Consider the following 18,789-nt stretch of genomic DNA (forward strand, 5'->3'; position numbering starts at 1 on the left):
GCATTCTAAATCAATAGCTTTTGTACTTTTATTTCGTTAATTTTGCAAGCTATTTTAGAGAGTAAGTAACCTATGAGCAAGACCCACGTTGACCTTGGCGAGCAAAAAGATGTTGAAGTATATGGAGCCAGGGTACACAATCTTAAAAATATTGATGTAAGCTTTCCCCGCAACCAACTGGTAGTAGTTACCGGTTTAAGTGGTAGCGGTAAATCTTCATTGGCTTTTGATACGATTTACGCAGAAGGACAACGTCGTTACATGGAAACTTTCAGTGCCTATTCCAGACAATTTATGGGCGGCATGGAACGACCAGATGTTGACAAGGTTTCAGGTCTAAGTCCTGTAATTGCTATAGAACAGAAAACCACCAGCAAAAATCCCCGTTCTACGGTAGGTACCATTACCGAGATCTACGATTTCATGCGTTTGTTGTACGCTCGTGTTGCCGATGCATACTCGTATAATACCGGCGAAAAAATGGAACGCCTGAGCGAAGACCAGATCCTGAAAAACATTTACCAGAAATTTGGTGGCAAACCCGCCAATATCCTTGCTCCGGTTGTTAAAGGTCGAAAAGGACATTACCGTGAACTTTTTGAACAAATCAGAAAACAGGGCTATGTAAAAGTACGTGTAGATGGCGAAATCAAAGATCTTGTACCTAAAATGCAGGTTGACCGTTACAAAATACATGATATAGAAATTGTAGTTGACCGCCTTCTTATTGATGAGAAAGACAGCAAACGTTTAAACGACAGCATACAAACTGCCATGCGTTTGGGTAAAGGCGTAATTAAGATCAGCGATAAAGACGATAATGTTGCCCATTTCAGTAAGTTCTTAATGTGTCCTACAACGGGTATCTCATACGATGAACCACAACCTAATACTTTTTCTTTCAATTCTCCTTACGGTGCCTGCGAAACCTGCGACGGTTTAGGCTATGTATTTGTAGTTGACAAGAACAGCGTAATGCCAAACATGAAGCTGAGCATCATGAATGGCGGTTTGGCTCCTTTGGGCGAATACCGTGATGTATGGATCTTTCAGGTATTAAAAGCACTTGCAAAGAAATACAATTTCTCGCTTTCTACTCCCTTAGAAAAACTAGGCGATGAAAACATTGATCTTATCTTAAACGGAGCACCCGATTTATTGAGTGTAGCCGTTGAATACAATAAATGGAACGTTCAGAATTACCAGATTACTTTTGACGGACTAATCAAACTCCTTGAAGAACAACAGGAAAAGCGTGGCGAAGGTGCTGACGATCTGGAAGCCTTCAGACGTTTAGAAACCTGCCCTACCTGTCACGGTGCAAGGTTAAAGAAAGAAAGCCTTCACTTTAAAATTGATGGGAAAAATATTTTCGAGCTTTCTGAAATGGATATTTCGACCCTTAAACAGTGGTTTGAACATTTAGAAGATCGTTTAAATGAGCGTCAGAATACCATTGCCAAAGAGATTTTGAAAGAAATCAGGGCACGTATAGGCTTTCTTACCGATGTAGGTTTAAATTATCTAACCTTAGACAGAACAGCAAGAACCCTATCTGGTGGCGAAGCACAACGTATTCGTTTAGCTACCCAAATTGGCTCGCAGTTAATGAATGTCATGTATATTTTAGATGAACCAAGTATTGGTTTACACCAGAGAGATAATGAACGATTAATTACAGCCTTAAAAAATCTACGCGATTTAGGTAATACGGTTCTCGTGGTAGAGCACGATAAAGACATGATTCTGGAGGCCGACCATGTAATTGATATTGGTCCTGCTGCTGGTGTGCATGGCGGTACAGTGGTTGCCCAGGGCACACCTAAACAGATCTTAAAATCCGATACCCTGACCGCCGCTTACTTAAACGGGAGAAAACAAATTGAAGTACCACAAAAACGCCGCGAAGGTAATGGTAAAAAATTAAGCTTAATCAAAGCTACCGGACATAACCTGAAAGAGGTGTCGGTTGATTTTCCTTTGGGTAAGTTCATTGCAGTAACCGGAGTTTCGGGCAGCGGTAAATCGAGCTTAATTACAGAAACTCTATACCCTATCTTAAACCACCATTTTTTCAGGGCTAAGAAAAAGCCTTTGCCTTATGAAAAGATTGAAGGTTTAAAAGAAATAGATAAAGTTATTGAAATAGATCAGGCACCTATTGGCCGTACACCAAGATCCAACCCTTCAACCTATACAGGCGTTTTTTCTGATATCAGAAACCTGTTTGTACAGCTTCCTGAAGCCAAGATCAGAGGCTATAAACCGGGGCGTTTTTCATTTAATGTAAAAGGTGGCCGTTGCGAAACCTGTCAGGGAGCAGGCATGAAGATTATAGAAATGAACTTCTTGCCTGATGTACAGGTACCTTGCGAAGAATGTGGAGGCAAAAGATACAACCGTGAAACTTTAGAAGTACGTTACAAGGGTAAATCAATTAGTGACGTATTGGATATGAGCATTGAAGAGGCCTGTGTATTCTTTGAACACCTTCCCATAATCTACCGTAAAATCAAAACATTGAATGATGTGGGTTTAGGTTATATCCGCTTAGGACAAGCTTCCACTACCCTATCTGGAGGAGAAGCGCAAAGGGTAAAACTGGCTACCGAACTCTCTAAAAAAGATACAGGAAAAACTTTTTACATCTTGGATGAACCGACTACTGGTTTACATTTTGAGGATATCAACGTGCTGCTTAATGTTTTAAACGAACTGGTAAACAAAGGCAATACTGTTCTGGTTATCGAACACAACCTTGATGTGGTAAAAGTAGCTGACTGGGTAATTGATTTAGGCAAAGAAGGCGGAGCCGGAGGTGGACAGATCATCTTTGAAGGAACTCCTGAAGGATTAACAGAAAACCCAATCAGCTTAACCGGCCATTTCCTTAAAAAAGAAATGGAAGCATAGTCCTAATTTCTTTACACTATCATGCCAAACTTCCCGATTACATTCGGGGCAGGTTGTTTTATTGCATAGTTTACGCTCCAAGCCGGCATCTTTGCATGAGAAAAACATTAGACTAAAGTGAACATGTTGATTTAAGCAGGTAACATCTACAAACCCGAATGAATTAACAGCACTCCTTAAAAGAATGAAATAAGCCTATTTTACGCCTGTTGTAAATTTTTATTGAAAAAGATAAAACATTTTGCTTTAAAAAGAGTTTTATTAACCAACAATATTTCACAACATGAAAGAATTATATAAAAACGAAATGCGTCGTGTGGCAACGAACATTCGAAAAATTCGTGAGAAAAAGAATTATACACAAGATTATATAGCTGCAAAATTAGGTATCTCTCAAAACGCTTACAGTAAAATTGAGTTGGGTTATAGCAAAATTAGTTTAGACAGGCTTTTCCATTTAGCACATTTATTAGATACAGAGGTGGTAGATCTGCTTAAGAAATAAGACTTTTCAACAAACATCCTTACACACACAATTTAAAAGTAAATTGCCGGCATAACACACCAGATTATGCAGCAAACTTTAGATCTTACCATTGCCTTTGTAAAAAATACCTTAGCAGATGCCGAAGCAGGCCACGATTGGTTTCATATTGAACGGGTTTTTAAAACCGCACAAACCATTAACCAAACTGAACAGGCAAATTCTTTAATCGTTGCTTTGGCAGCACTTTTACATGACATTGCAGACAGCAAATTCAATAATGGGGATGAAGAGATTGGGCCTCAGAAAGCAGGAGAGTTTCTAACGAGCATAAATGTAGATCAGGAAGTGATCAACGAGGTAAAGCTCATTATTAGGCACCTTTCTTTTAAAGCCAGTTTTGATAAAAATAGCTATCAGTCTAAAGAACTTAATGTGGTACAGGATGCCGACAGACTCGATGCCATTGGTGCTATAGGCATTGCCAGGGCTTTCACTTATGGGGGTTATAAAAACAGGGTATTGTACAATCCTGAAATAAAACCCAATCTAAACATGACCAAAGAAGAGTATAAAAACGCTGTGAGCCCTACACTTAACCATTTTTATGAGAAGCTATTGCTGTTAAAAGATCTCATGAAAACCGAAACAGGTAAAAAAATGGCTCAGCAACGTCATGATTTTATGCTGGCTTATCTAGAGCAGTTTTATGCAGAATGGGAAGGCCGTAAATAAGATTTATTGTAGCCTTATATCGCAATGAGGCTTAACAATTTCTTAATTTTAAAGTACTATTTTCGTAAAAATTAAAATGCCATGAAACTCTGGGTGCTTGTATTTATAACAGCTTTGTCTGTGGGCTTATCTATAAGCTTGGTTAATTTCCACTTTCAGGGTAGCTGGTATTATATGCTCATTTCTTTCCTGATTTCGTTCACAACCAGTTTCATTGTATTCTATTATCTCCTCGAAAAATACATCTACTCTAAGGTTAAGCTCATTTACAAAATGATTCACAACCTTAAGTTAGGAAAAGACTTGAAAGAAGCTTTAGGCGAATATGTGAGTTCTGATCCTATAAATGATGTTGAGCATGAGGTTAAAGAGTGGGCCGGAGCAAAAAAAAGAGAGATTGAGCTATTGAAAAGACAAGAGAAATTCAGGAGAGAGTTTCTTTCTAATGTATCGCATGAATTTAAAACTCCTCTTTTTGCTATACAGGGCTACATAGAAACCTTACAGGATTGCATGACCGATGATCCCGAAATGGCACTTTCATTTTTAAAAAAAGCGGAGAAGAATGTAGAAAGACTCACCTATCTCATTAGTGATTTAGATGCAATCACCAAATTAGAAACGGGCGAAATGCCGATCAACTACCAGAGATTTGATTTTGTCGTCCTTGCCAAAGAAGTTATAGATCTGCTACAAGACAGAGCACAAAAAAGGCAAATCTCCTTATACATTAAAGACAAATATACCACACCTTCTTTTGTTAATGCTGACCGTGAAAAAATAAGACAGGTATTGATCAACCTCATTGAAAACTCAATCAAATACGGTAGGGAAAACGGTGCCACAGCAATTAAAATATTTGCTCTGCATGATCAGTTTCTCATAGAAGTAACTGATGATGGTATGGGTATAGAAGAAAAACACTTAAACAGATTATTTGAACGTTTTTACCGCATAGACACACACCGCTCACGTATGGAAGGCGGAACAGGTTTAGGTTTAGCTATTGTAAAACATATTTTAGAGGCACATCAGCAAACTATATCGGTACGCAGTACACCTCATATAGGTACCACATTTGCATTTACACTACAAAAGAGCGACAAATAAGCATACATTTCTCTGAACTACTTAAGCTTAGCTTAAACATTTGTTTAAGTCAGTTCTTAAAGTTAACATTAACTTAACATTGCTATTTTAAATTTGCATCAAATTTAATTTAAAACAATGAGCAGTATTTTTAGCTTCTTTACACCAAAAGACAAAAAATTTCAACCTTTATTTGAGCAAGCAGGCAGCAACGTTAAAAAAATTGCTGAGGCACTTTTAGTAGTTGTAACTACGCCTGACTTAGAAAAAAGAAAGGAAGCCATCAAAGAAGTTGAACGCCTTGAGCATGTTGGTGATGACATTACCCACAGCATTTTCATTGAGTTAAGCAAAAACTTTATTACACCATTTGACCGAGAAGACATTCACTTTTTGGCAAGTGCCATTGATGATATTGCAGATTATATCCAGGCTTCGGCGGTTAACATCGAGTTATATAACCTTACCGTAATTACTGAGCCAATGGTTAAACTCGCAGAGCTTCTGGTAGAAATGTGTATAGATCTTGAAAAGGCCATCAAAGAACTAAGAAGCTTTAAAAACATCAGGGTTATTGCTGATGCATGTGTGAGAATTAATAGTGCTGAAAACCAGGCCGATTATACTTGCAACCTGGCCATTGCCCGTTTATTTGAATTTGAAACCAACGCTATAGAGCTGATCAAACAAAAAGAAGTATTACAAACTTTAGAAATAGCAACAGATAAATGTGAAGATGCTGCTAATGTTTTAGAATCTATCTTGGTTAAAAACGCATAACCCATGACATTAAGCATTTTAATAACCATCATTGTATTAGCGCTTATTTTTGACTACATCAATGGATTTCATGATGCAGCCAATGCGATCGCTACTATTGTGGCCACAAAGGTGTTAACACCTTTTCAGGCGGTTGTCTGGGCAGCGTTCTTTAACTTTTTAGCTTATTGGGTTTTTGGGTTTGGCGTTGCTGATACTGTAGCTAAAACCGCCGATACCATGCAAATAAATCTGGTGGTGATTTTAGCAGGTGTAATAGCTGCTATTATATGGAACCTGTTAACCTGGTGGTTAGGTATTCCTTCCAGTTCATCACATACGCTGATAGGTGGCTTTGCAGGTGCAGCCATTGCACATGCCGGATTTAATGTTGTATTGTGGTATAAAGAGGGTAAAGCCGGCGAAATGCCAACCGGTGTTCTCGTTATCATTGGTTTTATTGTACTCGCACCCGTTATAGGCGCCATTGTATCTTATTTCATTTCGGTTTGGCTATTACATTCTTCCAAGAAAAGCATTTGGCCTAAGCTGTTTACCGTATCTCTGGTTATACTTACCACTGTGCTGATCTATTCAGAAATGAAATTTTTTCCAGAGATCAAACACCCTCGTTTTAAATCTGAAGTACTGAGTGTATTATTAGAACCTCATAACATCAAATGGTTCCTGGTAGGTTTCATTGTATATTGTATCAGTTTCTTCTGTTTAATCTTTAGCAGTTTAAATCAGACCCAATCTACTGCTTGGCTTAAAAAAATGCAGCTGTTATCTTCGGCTTCATTCAGTTTAGGGCATGGTGGTAACGATTCGCAAAAGGTAATGGGTATTATTGCCGCGGCTATTATGGTTTACGTACATCAGAACAATATTTCGGCCGACAGCTTACCCGACTGGTTACATGTAATCCTACCCTCAAAAGATGCAAATGGCGATGAGATTGCCGGTCATATGCCAACATGGATACCCTTAGCCTGTTATAGTGCTATTGCCGTTGGAACATTAAGCGGTGGATGGAAAATTGTGAAAACCATGGGTTCTAAGATTACCAAAGTAAGCCCATTTGAAGGTGTAACTGCCGAAACTGCTGGTGCATTAACCTTATACTTTACCGAACATATGAAAGTTCCGGTAAGTACCACGCATACCATTACAGGTTCAATTATTGGTTCAGGCTTAACCAAAGGTGTTTCTGCCGTAAAATGGGGAATAACCGTAAAACTGGTTTGGGCTTGGATATTAACCATACCTGTTTCGGCAGCTCTTGCCGCAATTATTTATTATGCGCTAAGCTTTTTCATTAAATAGTACCTCAAAAGGAATTCATACAAAGGCTGTAACAAATTGTTACAGCCTTTTTTTGTCACATTTAATTTTGCATACCCCCATTTCGGGCTTAAACATTTATACTTGTACCAATAAGGTCAAACTTTTCGTTATAGCCTAAACCATTTAAAAATATGAAAGCCATTTTTACCGGAACCTTTTTATTGATCTCTGCTTTGCTCGCAACTGCACAAAAACCTGCCTTAGAAATTTATGGTAACAGAGGCGCAAGAGGATTGATGCCCGAAAATACTATTCCTGGCATGATCAAAGCACTTGAAGAAGGTGCTACCGCACTTAAGATTGAAGTTGTTATAACCAAAGATCAAAAAGTAATAGCCTCGGCAGAACCTTTCTTTAACAATGAAATATCCCTAAATCAGGATGGTGAAGCCATTACTTTAAAAGACGAAAAAAAATATAACATCTATGCCATGAACTATGATGAGGTAAAAAACTTTGATGTAGGCTCTAAACCCCATCCACGGTTTCCTTATCAGGAGAAATTCAGGGTAAGCAAACCCCTCTTGAGTGATATTATTGATAAGGTAGAAACCTTTGTAAAGAAAAACAAAAGGGTAAAGCCCACTTATTGTATAGAAGTCAAGATCATCCGCAATGGTGATCTGGTCTTTAACCCCGAACCCAAAGCTTTTGTAGATCTTGTAATGAATGTAATTAAACAGAAGAAGATAGAAGACCGAACCATTATCTATTCATTTGATCTGCGACCTTTACAATACGTACATCAAAAATACCCTGCAATTAAAACTGCATTAGGTGTTGATGAAAAGAACGATTTTGAAATACTGGTTGAGAAACTAGGTTTTAAACCAAACATTTATAGCCCTTACTTACCTTTGGTAGGAAAAGGTCTGATTGACAAATGCCATGCAACAGGTGTACAGGTAGTGCCCTGGAACGTAAATACACCAAAAGATCTCCAGTATTTTAAAAGCTTAGGAGTTGACGGTATCATTACCGACTATCCCGATCTGGTTTCTAAAAGCAAATAACAAGCATTATCATGATCTCAATTGTTAATTACCAAGACAAATACAAAACGGCCTTCAAAACCTTAAATGAGAACTGGATCAATAAATTTTTTGTACTTGAACCAGCCGATATAGAAACCTTAAATCATCCTGAGCAGATTATTGATAATGGCGGTTTCATTTTTGTTGCACTTCATCAGGATGAACCTGTAGGTGTTTGCGCACTTAAAAAAATAACGAGCGAAAGATATGAGCTTTCTAAATTTGCCGTGGCCGAAAACACGCAGGGTTTAGGTATTGGTAAAAGACTAATAGAAACCTGCATCGCTACAGCTAAACAACACCAGATCAAAATGCTATTCTTAGAAGGCAATACCAAATTAGAAGCTTCTATACATCTGTATCGTAAATATGGTTTCAAGGAGCTTGATTTAAGCAGCCATGACAGTTCTTATGAGCGGGTTAATATTGTGATGGAGTTAACTGTTTAAATTAGCTTTAACTTTTGGCGCAATTTCTTTAACCCATTCAGCATACATTTCAGCAGAAGGGTGTAAACCATCTGATGCAGTTAAGCGAGCATCGGTAAGGGCCTTTCTTGATATCGGTGTTATATCGATATAAGTTACCCCGTTAAGCCGGGTAATTTCTTCTTTTATGTGATTAAAAGTGTCAATCTCATGAGCTATTTGCTGTACATCTCTTCCGCTTTGCTTACCAAAATCAGTAACGCCCCAGTCGGGTATAGAGATGACAAAAACACGCTTTTTATGAGCATCTGCAAAATTACAGGCCGTAGCTAAAAGCATGTCAAACTCTTTACGGTAATTTTCTGTGGTGTAGCCTCTATATTGATTATTTACACCTATCAATAAAGTTACTATATCAAAGGTTTGTGAAAGATTGCGTTCTTTTATTGCACTCATGAGTTCGTCTGTAGTCCACCCGGTTTGAGCAATAACCTCAGGTTGCTTAACATGTAACCCTTCTCCATTAAGTAATTTAACCAATTGATAAGGAAAAGAATCTTGTTGCTCAACGGCTTCTCCAATTGTATAAGAATCGCCTAAAGCCAAGTAAGAAAGTGCAGATGGTATAGCCATAATTAATCAGTTGCAATAATATTAAAAACTAACAATTTGTCCCGAAAAAATTTTATACAGATAACTGATCGAGATAACCCCTCCGGTAACAAAGTACATTACCCTTAATAGCTTGGTGTCAACTGGCACTTTAAAAAAAGATGATAAGCTGGCTAATAAAAGGCTGGCAATAAAAGGAATTGTAGCTGGATACAACAAAAAGCTATCTGTTAAATTTCCCGTTAACAGTGCCAATACCGAGCGTTGAAAACCACAACCCGGGCAATCTATACCTGTAATATATTTTATGGGACAAGGAAATAAAAAAATATCCGTCTTGCTTAAATTGATACAAAAGACGGATAAAAACTTTATGTTAAACATTAAATTAAAACTGATGCGGAGGTTGTTGTTGGTTAAAAGGATCATTTGGGTTTCCAAAAGGATTTCCAAAGCCCCTGTTTCTCGCTTCTTCTGCCGATGGGCCCAAATACTTAGCGCTTCCAAAACCTAAGATCGGATAGAATATGAATGGAAATAGGATTAAACCAAGCGTAAAACCTTCTTCCTTGCCAAAACTTTTGCTCAGCAGATTTTGCAACCAAATGGTAAACACGATATTCACACAAGGAATAAGGCACCAAAGTAGCCAGATGTCTGGTTTACCAACAATCTGTATCATAACATACACATTGTAAATAGGAATAAGTGCTGCCCATCCGGGTTTACCGGCTTTGGTAAAAGTCTTCCACATACCTGCAATAGTAATAACAGATATAGCAAGGCTAAAAAGAATCATGAAGCCAAGCCAAACTCCTAATAAGGCCTGAAGTGAAGATTCTGAATACTGTTCTGTGTAATCCATAGTAATTTTGTTTTAGTTTAACTAAAGTTAAAACTAATTACTGAAAATCAAAACATCACAAAAAGGTGTAATTTTCGCCTAACTGATTATCTGCAAGAGGCTATACCAGCTTCATTTCAAACAAATGGGCAATATGAGATTTGAGTTTGTTTTTTACCTCTTCCATATCCATTTCCCTGCCTAATTCGCGCTGCATAGAGGTTACATCTTTATCATCTATACCGCAGGGAACAATATTTTTAAAGTAATCAAGATTGGCATTTACGTTAAAAGCAAATCCGTGCATGGTAATCCAGCGGCTGCAGCGTACACCCATAGCACATATTTTACGGGCTTTATCATTATCAGCATCTAACCATACACCTGTATAACCAGGGTAACGACCTGCTATAATACCATAATCGGCAAGTGTTAAGATAACCGCTTCTTCAAGTGTTCTTAAATAAAGATGGATATCAGTAAAGAAATTATCCAAGTCTAAAATAGGGTAACCAACAATCTGTCCGGGGCCATGGTAAGTAATATCTCCACCTCGGTTAATTTTATAATAAGTTGCGTTTTTATCTGCCAAGCCCTGCTCATCTAACAGCAGGTTTTCTGGGTGACCGCTTTTACCTAAGGTATATACATGAGGATGCTCACAAAAGATGAGGTAATTTTGGGTAGGTTCATTGGTATTTTCGGTACGGTTTCTTCCCTTTACAGCCACGGTTTCATTAAATATGGCTTCTTGTTTATCCCATGCCTCCTGATAATCAGTTAAACCCCAATCTATAAATGCAACTTCTTTATTCATCCTTTTAATCAACCACATAACCCAACATATAACCATCGGGTGTTTTAAAATAATTAACGGTAAGATCGCGAGTACCCTCAGGCAGGTTTACCGTAACCAGCAGAGAACCTTCTTTTTTGAGTTTAAAAGGTTTAATGTGCATATGTTGCTTAAACTCCAGTCCTTTTTTTCCGTACCATTTGTAAACGGCTTCTTTGGCACACCAGCAAACATATAAGCCTTCGGTATTATCGCCTACTTGCTTTTGGGCCAACTCTAAATCAGAAAGAAATTTATGCTTGATCAGTTTAATCTTATGTTTGATCAGCTCGATATCTACCCCAACTGTTTTGTTTCTGCTAATAATAACAGCAGCATAATCAAACGAGTGACTCAGAGAAATGCTGGTATCAGAATTTACCAGATAAGGCTTTCCATGCTCATCAATATGGCAATCTATATAGTCAGGTGTATTTAACATCGTTCTGAGCAAAAGTCTCGTACTTAACCAATGTAAAGCACGTTTACCTTTACTCAAAGAGTCTATAACCTCTATCTCATGTTGCTTAAGTTGTAAGCCTTTTATCAATTCCTCTTCTGTTTCTTCAATTTTCCATAAAGCCAAAGAGGTTTGGTCGTCAATTTTTTTATTAAAAACTATCGGCATCCGCTAATTCGAAAATCTATACAAAAGTATCTTAAATTAATCATAATTTTATCCAAATTAGTTAAAAAATGATCTTAACAGATAAGCGTATTCTTGAGGAAATAGAAAAGGGAACTATTATTATAGAGCCATTTAAGCCCGAGTGTTTAGGAACCAATTCTTACGATGTACATTTAGGTAAATACTTGGCTACCTATAAAGACCGTGTTTTAGATGCCAAAGCACACAATCAAATCGACCATTTTGAAATTCCTAAAGACGGATACATTTTACAGCCCGGCACTTTATACCTGGGTGTAACTTTAGAATACACTGAAACCCATCATCATGTACCTTTTTTAGAAGGCAAGAGCAGCACGGGCCGTTTAGGTATAGATATACATGCAACTGCGGGTAAAGGTGATGTAGGTTTTTGCAATACCTGGACACTGGAAATATCCTGTGCACAGCCCGTTAAAATTTATGCAGGAATGCCCATAGGTCAGCTTATTTACTTTACGGTTGAAGGTAAAATAGAAAACCTTTACAATGCCAAGCAAAATGCCAAGTATAACAACAAAACCACACGCCCGGTAGAAAGCATGATGTGGAAAAACAATTTTTAAACCAAATATATGTGAACCTAATCTTAATATAGCCTTTTGTTCTAAAACAAAAGGCTATATTTATTTATAAGAACCTATTACCCCTTACCATTATTTACAAGAATGTAGAACCACCAATATGAAAAAGATCATTCTCTCCATAGTCCTCGCATTTATCAGCATTTTCAGCGTCAGCTTAGCACTTGCTTACGATGATCCTTTTATAACATTTTTAAATAAACTCAGGCTTTATACCCACAAGTACGCACAGGAAAAGGTCTATTTACACCTAGATAAACCTTATTATGCCATTGGTGATAATATCTGGTTCAAAGCCTATGTGGTAAACAGTGCCACACAAGAACCGTCAATCATCAGCAAGATATTGTATGTAGAACTGATTAACGAAAAAGACTCTATAACCAAACAACTAAAGTTACCTTTAAATTCGGGCATTACATGGGGTGATTTTAAGCTTACGGATTCCCTTCAGGAAGGCAATTACCGTATCAGGGCTTATACACAATGGATGCGCAATGCAGGCACAGCCTTCTTCTATGATAAAACCATTAAAATTGGTAACTCATGGGCAAATAAAGTATTTATAAAAGCTACAAATACAGTTAGCCTACAAAATAATGTTGAAGAAATAAAAAGTATTGTCAGATTTACAGATAAGCAGAATAGCCCTTATGCCAACTGCAATGTAAGTTACGAGGTTAAATATTTAGGCAAAAACCTTCATCGTGGAAAAGGAACTACAAACACCAATGGAGAACTTACTGTTAATTTTGTCAATAAACAACCTAACACAGATAAAAATCTAACAATTCATGCAAGCATTACGCTTCCTAACAAGCAGCTTATTAGCAAGGAAATTAGCATAGCACCTACCAACAAAGAAACCGATATACAGTTTTTTGCAGAAGGGGGAAAAATAGTAGAAAATCTGCCCGGAAAAATAGGATTTAAAGCCGTTGGCAGCAATGGTCTGGGCGAAATGGTAAGTGGAACTATCGTAACCTCGCAGGGTCAGGAACTGATACATATAGAAAGTAATTCTTTGGGCATGGGATCTTTTTACCTTAACCCTGTTCCCGGCGAAACTTATAAGGCCATTATAAAACTTAAAAACGGAACAACAAAAAGCCTGAACTTGCCAAAAGCAGAAAGCCAGGGTACTGTTTTAAGTGTGAATAACCTCGACGATAAGAAACTTGCCATCAAAACTTTTTTTAGCGAAAGCCAGATTAATACCGGCACCTACTATCTGTTATTGCAGCACAATGGCTCTGTTTTTCTAAATACTAAGGTTAATTCTTTAAAACCGGTTAACCTTGTAAACGTACCTAAAGACAGTTTACCATCGGGCATTATCCAGGTTACGCTGTTATCAGCTGATTTTATGCCTTTAAACGAACGCATAGCTTTTATAAATAACACAAGCGACAAAATCAGTATTGAAACTGTAAACTTAAAAGCCGACTATAAAACCCGCGAAAAAGTTGATTTCTCATTTAAAGCTCAGCATGTTAACACTCCGGTTATGGGCAGCTTCTCTATGGCTGTTACCAATACTGCAGCCGTAAAACCAGATCCTGAGAACGAAAGCAATATTTTAACCAGCTTACTGCTTACTTCAGACCTGAGCGGCTATGTAGAAAAACCTAATTATTATTTCTTAAAGGATGATAAAAAAACTAAAGAAGATCTGGATAACCTCCTGTTAACACAGGGCTGGAGAAAAATAAGCTACCAACAGGTAAATAGTGATACTCCTTTAAATCCAACTTTTACTGTAGAAAATGGCCTTAGCATTAGCGGTAATGTGATGAAAGGGAAAAATCCGGTAGCAGGCGGAAAAGTATCTTTACTTACTTTGGCAAAAGGGATAATGATGATAGATACTCTTACAGACAGCAAGGGTAAATTTAATTTTGATGAGATCTCTTTTCCAGACAGCACGAAATTTCTTGTACAGGCAAGAACCAACAAAGACAAAAAGTTTGTGGAGATCAATTTAGATACTGTTCCAAAACAGAAAGTAACCGAAAACAAGAACAAGGCAGATTTAGATGAGAATGTAAATGAGTCTATTATGGATTATCTGCATCAAAGTGATAAGTATTTTCAGGATCAGACCAAACGTGGCCTGCTTAGCAGAACCATCCTGTTAGATGAAGTAAACATTGTAGAGAAAAAAGCACCTGTGATTACTTCAAGCAATTTAAACGGGGCAGGCAGAGCAGATATGATTATTACAGCAAAGGATCTGGAAAATGCTTTTTCTTTATCACAGTATCTACAGGGACGCATTGCAGGCGTACAGATTAGAAACGGACTTGCTTTTGCAAGGAATAACCCTAATCCTATGGCTATTTATCTGGATGGTATAAGTTTAGGAACAGATGGTTTTTCATTAGATGACATTGTAGTACAAGATATTGAAACGGTAGAGGTTTTAAAAAGCATGTCTTATAGCGCTATATATGGCTCAAACGGTGGAGCAGGTGTAATTGTAATTACCACAAAAAGAGGAAGTGGTAAGGCATCCTACAACCGTTATACACCTGGTTTGATCAGCTTTATACCTAAAGGATTTTCTGCCATACGGGAGTTTTATTCGCCTAAATACGATGTAACACCTGATACTCGCCCAGACCTGCGTACTACCGTATTTTGGGACCCACAGGTAGTTACAGATAAAGATGGTAATGTAAGCGTGAGTTATTTTAATACTGATGTGGCTGGCATCTACAGGATGATTATTGAGGGTATTGATATTCATGGCAATTTAGCCAGAAAAGTGCTGACTTATGAAGTAAAATAATTTTTGTTGTAAACTGTAAAATTGTAGCATACAGTGTAGAGAAATTAGTTGTATCATTACATAACAAACTACAATGATCATCAGTCTAAACCTTTAAAATGAAAAAAAACTGTTTTCTTTTAGTTACTCTTATATGCTGTATTATTTGCTCGTTAAGGTCAGTTGCACAATTTCAGCCATTTGATAATTTTGCGAAGAGCCTAACACGTTATACTAGTCAATATGCCCAGGAAAAAGTATATCTTCATTTAGATAAGCCTTACTATGCTGTAGGCGATGATATCTGGTTTAAAGCTTATGTATTAGAGGCGCCCAGCAGTACTCCATCACAAATCAGTAAGATTCTGTATGTAGAACTTATAAATGAAAAAGATTCTGTGCAAAAACAACTTAAACTACCTTTAAGCAGTGGGGTTACCTGGGGTGATTTTAAACTCACCGATGAATTTAAAGAAGGGAACTACAGAATAAGATCATACACCCAATGGATGCGCAATGCAGATCCTGCCTTTTTTTACGATAAAACCCTGAAAATAGGCAATTCATGGGCAAATGAAGTATTTACTTCTACCACCAGTAAAAGCGAAACGCTGAATGGCATTGAGAATATTAGTAGCCTTATTAAATTTACAGATAAAAAAACCACACCTTATATCAATTGCCAAGTTAGTTATCAAATAAAAAATAAAAACACCATACTTGTACAAGGTAAAGCTGTTACAGATGCTCAGGGACAGGTCTCAATCAGTTTTACAAATAAGCAGCCTGTAAAAAACAAGCCCAATATTATATATGCCACTATTACCTTACCCAATAAACAGCAAATTCTAAAAGAAATTGTACTTAAAGAAAGTATAAAAGACATTGATGTGCAATTCTTTGCAGAAGGCGGAAAAGCAGTTGTTGGCCTACCTAATAAGATCGGCTTTAAGGCTATTAATTCTGCAGGGCTGGGTGAACATATAACTGGTCACATACAAACCAGTGATGGCACTGAAATATTAAGTTTTGAAAGCAATTCGTTAGGTATGGGTTCTTTCTATCTTAATCCTGTATCAGGCTTAACTTATCAGGCAGTTATAAAATCAGGTAACGGAAGCACCAAAACATTCTCTTTACCAAAAGCAGAAGAAAATGGTATAGTATTGAGTGTTAACAACAACGATGATAAAAAAATAATCGTCAAGAATTATTTTAGCAATACTTTGCTAAACACGGGCAACTATCTTTTGTTGATACACCATAATGGCAAAATTTATCTGCATACAGAAATTAGCAGTAAAACAACAGTAAGCACCCTGTCTGTACCTAAAGACAGTCTCCCTTCTGGCATTATCCAAATAGCCCTCTTCTCCCCAGATTTAAAACTACTTAATGAACGTATTGCATTCATTAATAATTTAACCGATAAAATAGTTATAGAGCACCTTAATTTAAAACCACAATATAAAGCTCGTGAAAAAGTTGATCTTTCTCTTAAAGCTAATAACGATAATCTACCTGTGCAAGGAAGTTTTTCTGTGGCTGTGACCAATACTTCAACGGTAAAAACCGATCCTGAGAATGAAAGTAATATACTGACCGGATTATTGCTTACTTCAGATCTGAGTGGCTATGTAGAAAAACCAAACTACTATTTCTTAAAAGATGATAAAAAAAACAAAGAAGATCTAGATAACCTATTGTTAACGCAAGGATGGCGTAAAATCAATTATGAGCAGGTAAATCAAAATACACCTGTAAATATAGCTTTTCAACAAGAAAAAGAGCTTTCTATTAGTGGAACCATAACTAAAAGCAAAAATCCGGTAGTACAAGGAAAAGTATCTTTAATGACTTTTGCTAAAATCCCGATGGTTATAGATACATTAACAGATAGTAATGGGCATTTTACTTTTGACAACATCCAGTTTCCCGATAGCACAAAGTTTATTATACAAGCCAAAACAGAGAAAGATAAAAAGTCTGTTGAAATTATACTTGATACTACAAATCCACCCGAAGTTTCAAAAAACAAAAATACAGCAGATAATGATCAAAATGTTAACCAGTCTGTTATGAGCTATCTGCAACAAAGCGACCGATACTTTGAAGAGCAAACTAAAAAAGGACTGTTAAACCGTACCATCCAGTTAAAAGAGGTTAATATTACAGAACAAAAAGCAAAACCGATTGCATCAACCAATTTAAACGGGGCCGGCAATGCCGACGCCATAATTACTGCTAAGGATCTCGAGAACACCGTTTCTTTAACCCAATATCTTGTAGGACGGATAGCCGGTATAAAAGTTGGTATGCAAAAAGTATATGCTCGTGGCGATTCTGTACCTATGGCGATTTTTATAGATGGACTAAGTGTTGATACTGTAAACACCACTTTAGATGATATAGCCGTTGATGATATAGAAACCATAGAAATCTTAAAGAACAATGCATATACCGCCATTTACGGTTCAGATGGTTTTTCAGGCGCTATCATCGTTACCACTAAAAGAGGAAAAGTTTCAGGCAGCTATAATAGATACACACCAGGCGTTATCAGCTATATTCCTAAAGGCTTTACTGCCGTACGCGAATTTTATTCACCTAAATATGATGTTAAGCCAGATAATCGTCCTGATTTACGCAGTACTGTATTTTGGGATCCCCAAGTAATAACCGATAAAGAAGGACATACCAAAATCAATTATTTCAATCCAGATGTCCCCGGTACGTACCGGATTGTTATTGAAGGGATAGATATTGGTGGTAATCTAGCCAGAAAAGTACTGACCTACGAAGTAAAATAATTTTATGCTTGCATAATAAATGCTTTCCTCTTAGCTTTATAACATTAAGCTAAGAGGAAAAACATGAATACCATTACCACAACCGTAAAAGACAAACTTGCCGTTATAACCTTAAACCGTGGCCGTTCTAATGCACTAAACCGCGAAATGGTTCTAGAGCTGGACAGTATGCTGCAAAATATTGCCAACGATCCTAATATTGGTGGTGTACTCCTTGCCGGAAAAGACAATTTCTTTTCAGCAGGTTTAGATCTGATTGAATTGTACCATTATAACGAAGAAGAAGCCAAAAGTTTCTGGCAATTGTTCTTAAACTTTATTGGGAACATGATTAGTTTTAAAAAGCCTATTGTTGCTGCTATTAATGGTCATAGTCCGGCTGGCGGATGCGTAATGGCTTTAGCCTGCGATGCACGTGTAATGGCCGAAGGTAAATATATTATTGGGTTGAACGAGGTGCCTGTAGGCATTATTGTCCCTAACAGCATTTTTGAACTTTACGCATTTTGGTTAGGACAAGCCAATGCTACCCGAAGCCTGTTAGAAGGTAAGCTGTTTAATCCAGAAGAAGCCTTGCAAATTAGTCTGATTGATGAAATTACCAAACCCGAAAGCATCTTAACTGCAGCTGAACGCAGAGTGAGAAAATATATGGCTTTTGAGCAAAACACCTGGCAGCAAAGCAAACTGAACATCCGCAAAAAACTTATTGGTATAGCCAACTCAGATCAAAGTGCAGAACTAGAAACCATGCTTAAGCAATGGTGGTCTCCGGGCACAAGAGCCATCTTAAAAGCGATGATAGATAACCTGCAAAAGAAAAGTTAATACCTTAATGTAAGTTCGGTTTACAATTGAAGCGATAGCCGTAAACCCTT

At 37.3% G+C, this 18,789-nt stretch carries 17 protein-coding genes; 12 read left to right on the forward strand and 5 right to left on the reverse strand.

Going from position 1 to position 18,789, the window contains the following annotated elements; all coding sequences use genetic code 11:
* The first annotated feature begins 72 nt into the window (after window positions 1-72).
* From uvrA to MMF97_RS01455, 8 genes are all read left to right on the forward strand, one after another.
* On the forward strand, window positions 73-2,913 hold the full coding sequence (uvrA, locus tag MMF97_RS01420; RefSeq protein ID WP_243357850.1) for an excinuclease ABC subunit UvrA: 2,841 nt from the start codon (window positions 73-75) through the stop codon (window positions 2,911-2,913).
* A gap of 283 nt (window positions 2,914-3,196) precedes the next feature.
* Window positions 3,197-3,418, forward strand: a complete 222-nt coding sequence (locus tag MMF97_RS01425; RefSeq protein ID WP_243357852.1) for a helix-turn-helix domain-containing protein — start codon at window positions 3,197-3,199, stop codon at window positions 3,416-3,418.
* A gap of 66 nt (window positions 3,419-3,484) precedes the next feature.
* A complete protein-coding gene (locus MMF97_RS01430) occupies window positions 3,485-4,132 on the forward strand; it encodes an HD domain-containing protein (RefSeq protein ID WP_243357854.1) in 648 nt (215 codons plus the stop codon).
* Between the two features lie 81 nt (window positions 4,133-4,213).
* Window positions 4,214-5,242: a sensor histidine kinase gene (locus MMF97_RS01435; protein WP_243357855.1), complete on the forward strand. Its 1,029-nt coding sequence runs from the start codon at window positions 4,214-4,216 to the stop codon at window positions 5,240-5,242.
* 117 nt (window positions 5,243-5,359) lie between these two features.
* Window positions 5,360-6,001, forward strand: a complete 642-nt coding sequence (locus MMF97_RS01440; protein ID WP_243357857.1) for a DUF47 domain-containing protein — start codon at window positions 5,360-5,362, stop codon at window positions 5,999-6,001.
* Window positions 6,002-6,004: 3 nt separating this feature from the next.
* Window positions 6,005-7,306, forward strand: a complete 1,302-nt coding sequence (locus MMF97_RS01445; RefSeq protein WP_243357859.1) for an inorganic phosphate transporter — start codon at window positions 6,005-6,007, stop codon at window positions 7,304-7,306.
* A gap of 152 nt (window positions 7,307-7,458) precedes the next feature.
* Entirely contained in the window at window positions 7,459-8,340 is an 882-nt protein-coding gene (locus MMF97_RS01450) for a glycerophosphodiester phosphodiesterase family protein (protein WP_243357861.1), read from the forward strand.
* An 11-nt stretch (window positions 8,341-8,351) separates the two neighbouring features.
* Entirely contained in the window at window positions 8,352-8,810 is a 459-nt protein-coding gene (locus MMF97_RS01455) for a GNAT family N-acetyltransferase (protein WP_243357862.1), read from the forward strand.
* On the opposite strand, the gene MMF97_RS01460 is transcribed toward MMF97_RS01455, so the two are convergent.
* The 5 genes from MMF97_RS01460 to MMF97_RS01475 form a co-directional block, all read right to left on the reverse strand.
* On the reverse strand, window positions 8,799-9,422 hold the full coding sequence (locus MMF97_RS01460; RefSeq protein ID WP_243357864.1) for an SGNH/GDSL hydrolase family protein: 624 nt from the start codon (window positions 9,420-9,422) through the stop codon (window positions 8,799-8,801). The two genes, MMF97_RS01455 and MMF97_RS01460, sit on opposite strands and share 12 nt — an antisense overlap.
* Window positions 9,423-9,443: 21 nt before the next feature.
* Window positions 9,444-9,830: a DUF2752 domain-containing protein gene (locus tag MMF97_RS14655; RefSeq protein ID WP_394801149.1), complete on the reverse strand. Its 387-nt coding sequence runs from the start codon at window positions 9,828-9,830 to the stop codon at window positions 9,444-9,446.
* Entirely contained in the window at window positions 9,790-10,266 is a 477-nt protein-coding gene (locus MMF97_RS01465; RefSeq protein ID WP_243357866.1) for a DUF5684 domain-containing protein, read from the reverse strand. Before MMF97_RS01465 ends, MMF97_RS14655 begins: the two co-directional genes overlap by 41 nt.
* A gap of 100 nt (window positions 10,267-10,366) precedes the next feature.
* Window positions 10,367-11,062 carry a lipoyl(octanoyl) transferase LipB gene (gene lipB, locus MMF97_RS01470; protein WP_243357868.1) on the reverse strand — a complete coding sequence of 232 codons (696 nt, stop codon included), beginning with the start codon at window positions 11,060-11,062 and terminating at the stop codon, window positions 10,367-10,369.
* Window positions 11,063-11,066: 4 nt separating this feature from the next.
* A complete protein-coding gene (locus MMF97_RS01475) occupies window positions 11,067-11,708 on the reverse strand; it encodes a 4'-phosphopantetheinyl transferase family protein (RefSeq protein WP_243357870.1) in 642 nt (213 codons plus the stop codon).
* Window positions 11,709-11,776: 68 nt separating this feature from the next.
* Here MMF97_RS01475 and dcd point away from each other — a divergent pair, with 68 nt between their 5' ends.
* From dcd to MMF97_RS01495, 4 genes are all read left to right on the forward strand, one after another.
* Complete coding sequence (gene dcd, locus MMF97_RS01480; RefSeq protein ID WP_243357872.1) at window positions 11,777-12,313, forward strand: dCTP deaminase; 537 nt, start codon at window positions 11,777-11,779, stop codon at window positions 12,311-12,313.
* Window positions 12,314-12,431: 118 nt separating this feature from the next.
* Entirely contained in the window at window positions 12,432-15,122 is a 2,691-nt protein-coding gene (locus MMF97_RS01485; RefSeq protein WP_243357874.1) for a TonB-dependent receptor, read from the forward strand.
* A 98-nt stretch (window positions 15,123-15,220) separates the two neighbouring features.
* Window positions 15,221-17,911, forward strand: a complete 2,691-nt coding sequence (locus MMF97_RS01490) for a TonB-dependent receptor plug domain-containing protein (RefSeq protein WP_243357876.1) — start codon at window positions 15,221-15,223, stop codon at window positions 17,909-17,911.
* A gap of 63 nt (window positions 17,912-17,974) precedes the next feature.
* Window positions 17,975-18,739 (forward strand): enoyl-CoA hydratase/isomerase family protein, encoded by a 765-nt coding sequence (locus MMF97_RS01495; protein WP_243357877.1) that lies wholly within the window; start codon window positions 17,975-17,977, stop codon window positions 18,737-18,739.
* Window positions 18,740-18,789 lie beyond the last annotated feature (50 nt).

The organism is Pedobacter montanisoli (assembly GCF_022809115.1).
Lineage (GTDB): Bacteria > Bacteroidota > Bacteroidia > Sphingobacteriales > Sphingobacteriaceae > Pedobacter > Pedobacter montanisoli.

What these genes read in the sequence shown, in the direction of transcription:
- uvrA (WP_243357850.1), top strand. Translation starts at nt 73, where the DNA reads ATGAGCAAGACCCACGTTGACCTTGGCGAGCAAAAAGATGTTGAAGTA.
- MMF97_RS01425 (WP_243357852.1), top strand. Translation starts at nt 3,197, where the DNA reads ATGAAAGAATTATATAAAAACGAAATGCGTCGTGTGGCAACGAACATT.
- MMF97_RS01430 (WP_243357854.1), top strand. Translation starts at nt 3,485, where the DNA reads ATGCAGCAAACTTTAGATCTTACCATTGCCTTTGTAAAAAATACCTTA.
- MMF97_RS01435 (WP_243357855.1), top strand. Translation starts at nt 4,214, where the DNA reads ATGAAACTCTGGGTGCTTGTATTTATAACAGCTTTGTCTGTGGGCTTA.
- MMF97_RS01440 (WP_243357857.1), top strand. Translation starts at nt 5,360, where the DNA reads ATGAGCAGTATTTTTAGCTTCTTTACACCAAAAGACAAAAAATTTCAA.
- MMF97_RS01445 (WP_243357859.1), top strand. Translation starts at nt 6,005, where the DNA reads ATGACATTAAGCATTTTAATAACCATCATTGTATTAGCGCTTATTTTT.
- MMF97_RS01450 (WP_243357861.1), top strand. Translation starts at nt 7,459, where the DNA reads ATGAAAGCCATTTTTACCGGAACCTTTTTATTGATCTCTGCTTTGCTC.
- MMF97_RS01455 (WP_243357862.1), top strand. Translation starts at nt 8,352, where the DNA reads ATGATCTCAATTGTTAATTACCAAGACAAATACAAAACGGCCTTCAAA.
- MMF97_RS01460 (WP_243357864.1), bottom strand. Translation starts at nt 9,422, where the DNA reads ATGGCTATACCATCTGCACTTTCTTACTTGGCTTTAGGCGATTCTTAT.
- MMF97_RS14655 (WP_394801149.1), bottom strand. Translation starts at nt 9,830, where the DNA reads ATGATCCTTTTAACCAACAACAACCTCCGCATCAGTTTTAATTTAATG.
- MMF97_RS01465 (WP_243357866.1), bottom strand. Translation starts at nt 10,266, where the DNA reads ATGGATTACACAGAACAGTATTCAGAATCTTCACTTCAGGCCTTATTA.
- lipB (WP_243357868.1), bottom strand. Translation starts at nt 11,062, where the DNA reads ATGAATAAAGAAGTTGCATTTATAGATTGGGGTTTAACTGATTATCAG.
- MMF97_RS01475 (WP_243357870.1), bottom strand. Translation starts at nt 11,708, where the DNA reads ATGCCGATAGTTTTTAATAAAAAAATTGACGACCAAACCTCTTTGGCT.
- dcd (WP_243357872.1), top strand. Translation starts at nt 11,777, where the DNA reads ATGATCTTAACAGATAAGCGTATTCTTGAGGAAATAGAAAAGGGAACT.
- MMF97_RS01485 (WP_243357874.1), top strand. Translation starts at nt 12,432, where the DNA reads ATGAAAAAGATCATTCTCTCCATAGTCCTCGCATTTATCAGCATTTTC.
- MMF97_RS01490 (WP_243357876.1), top strand. Translation starts at nt 15,221, where the DNA reads ATGAAAAAAAACTGTTTTCTTTTAGTTACTCTTATATGCTGTATTATT.
- MMF97_RS01495 (WP_243357877.1), top strand. Translation starts at nt 17,975, where the DNA reads ATGAATACCATTACCACAACCGTAAAAGACAAACTTGCCGTTATAACC.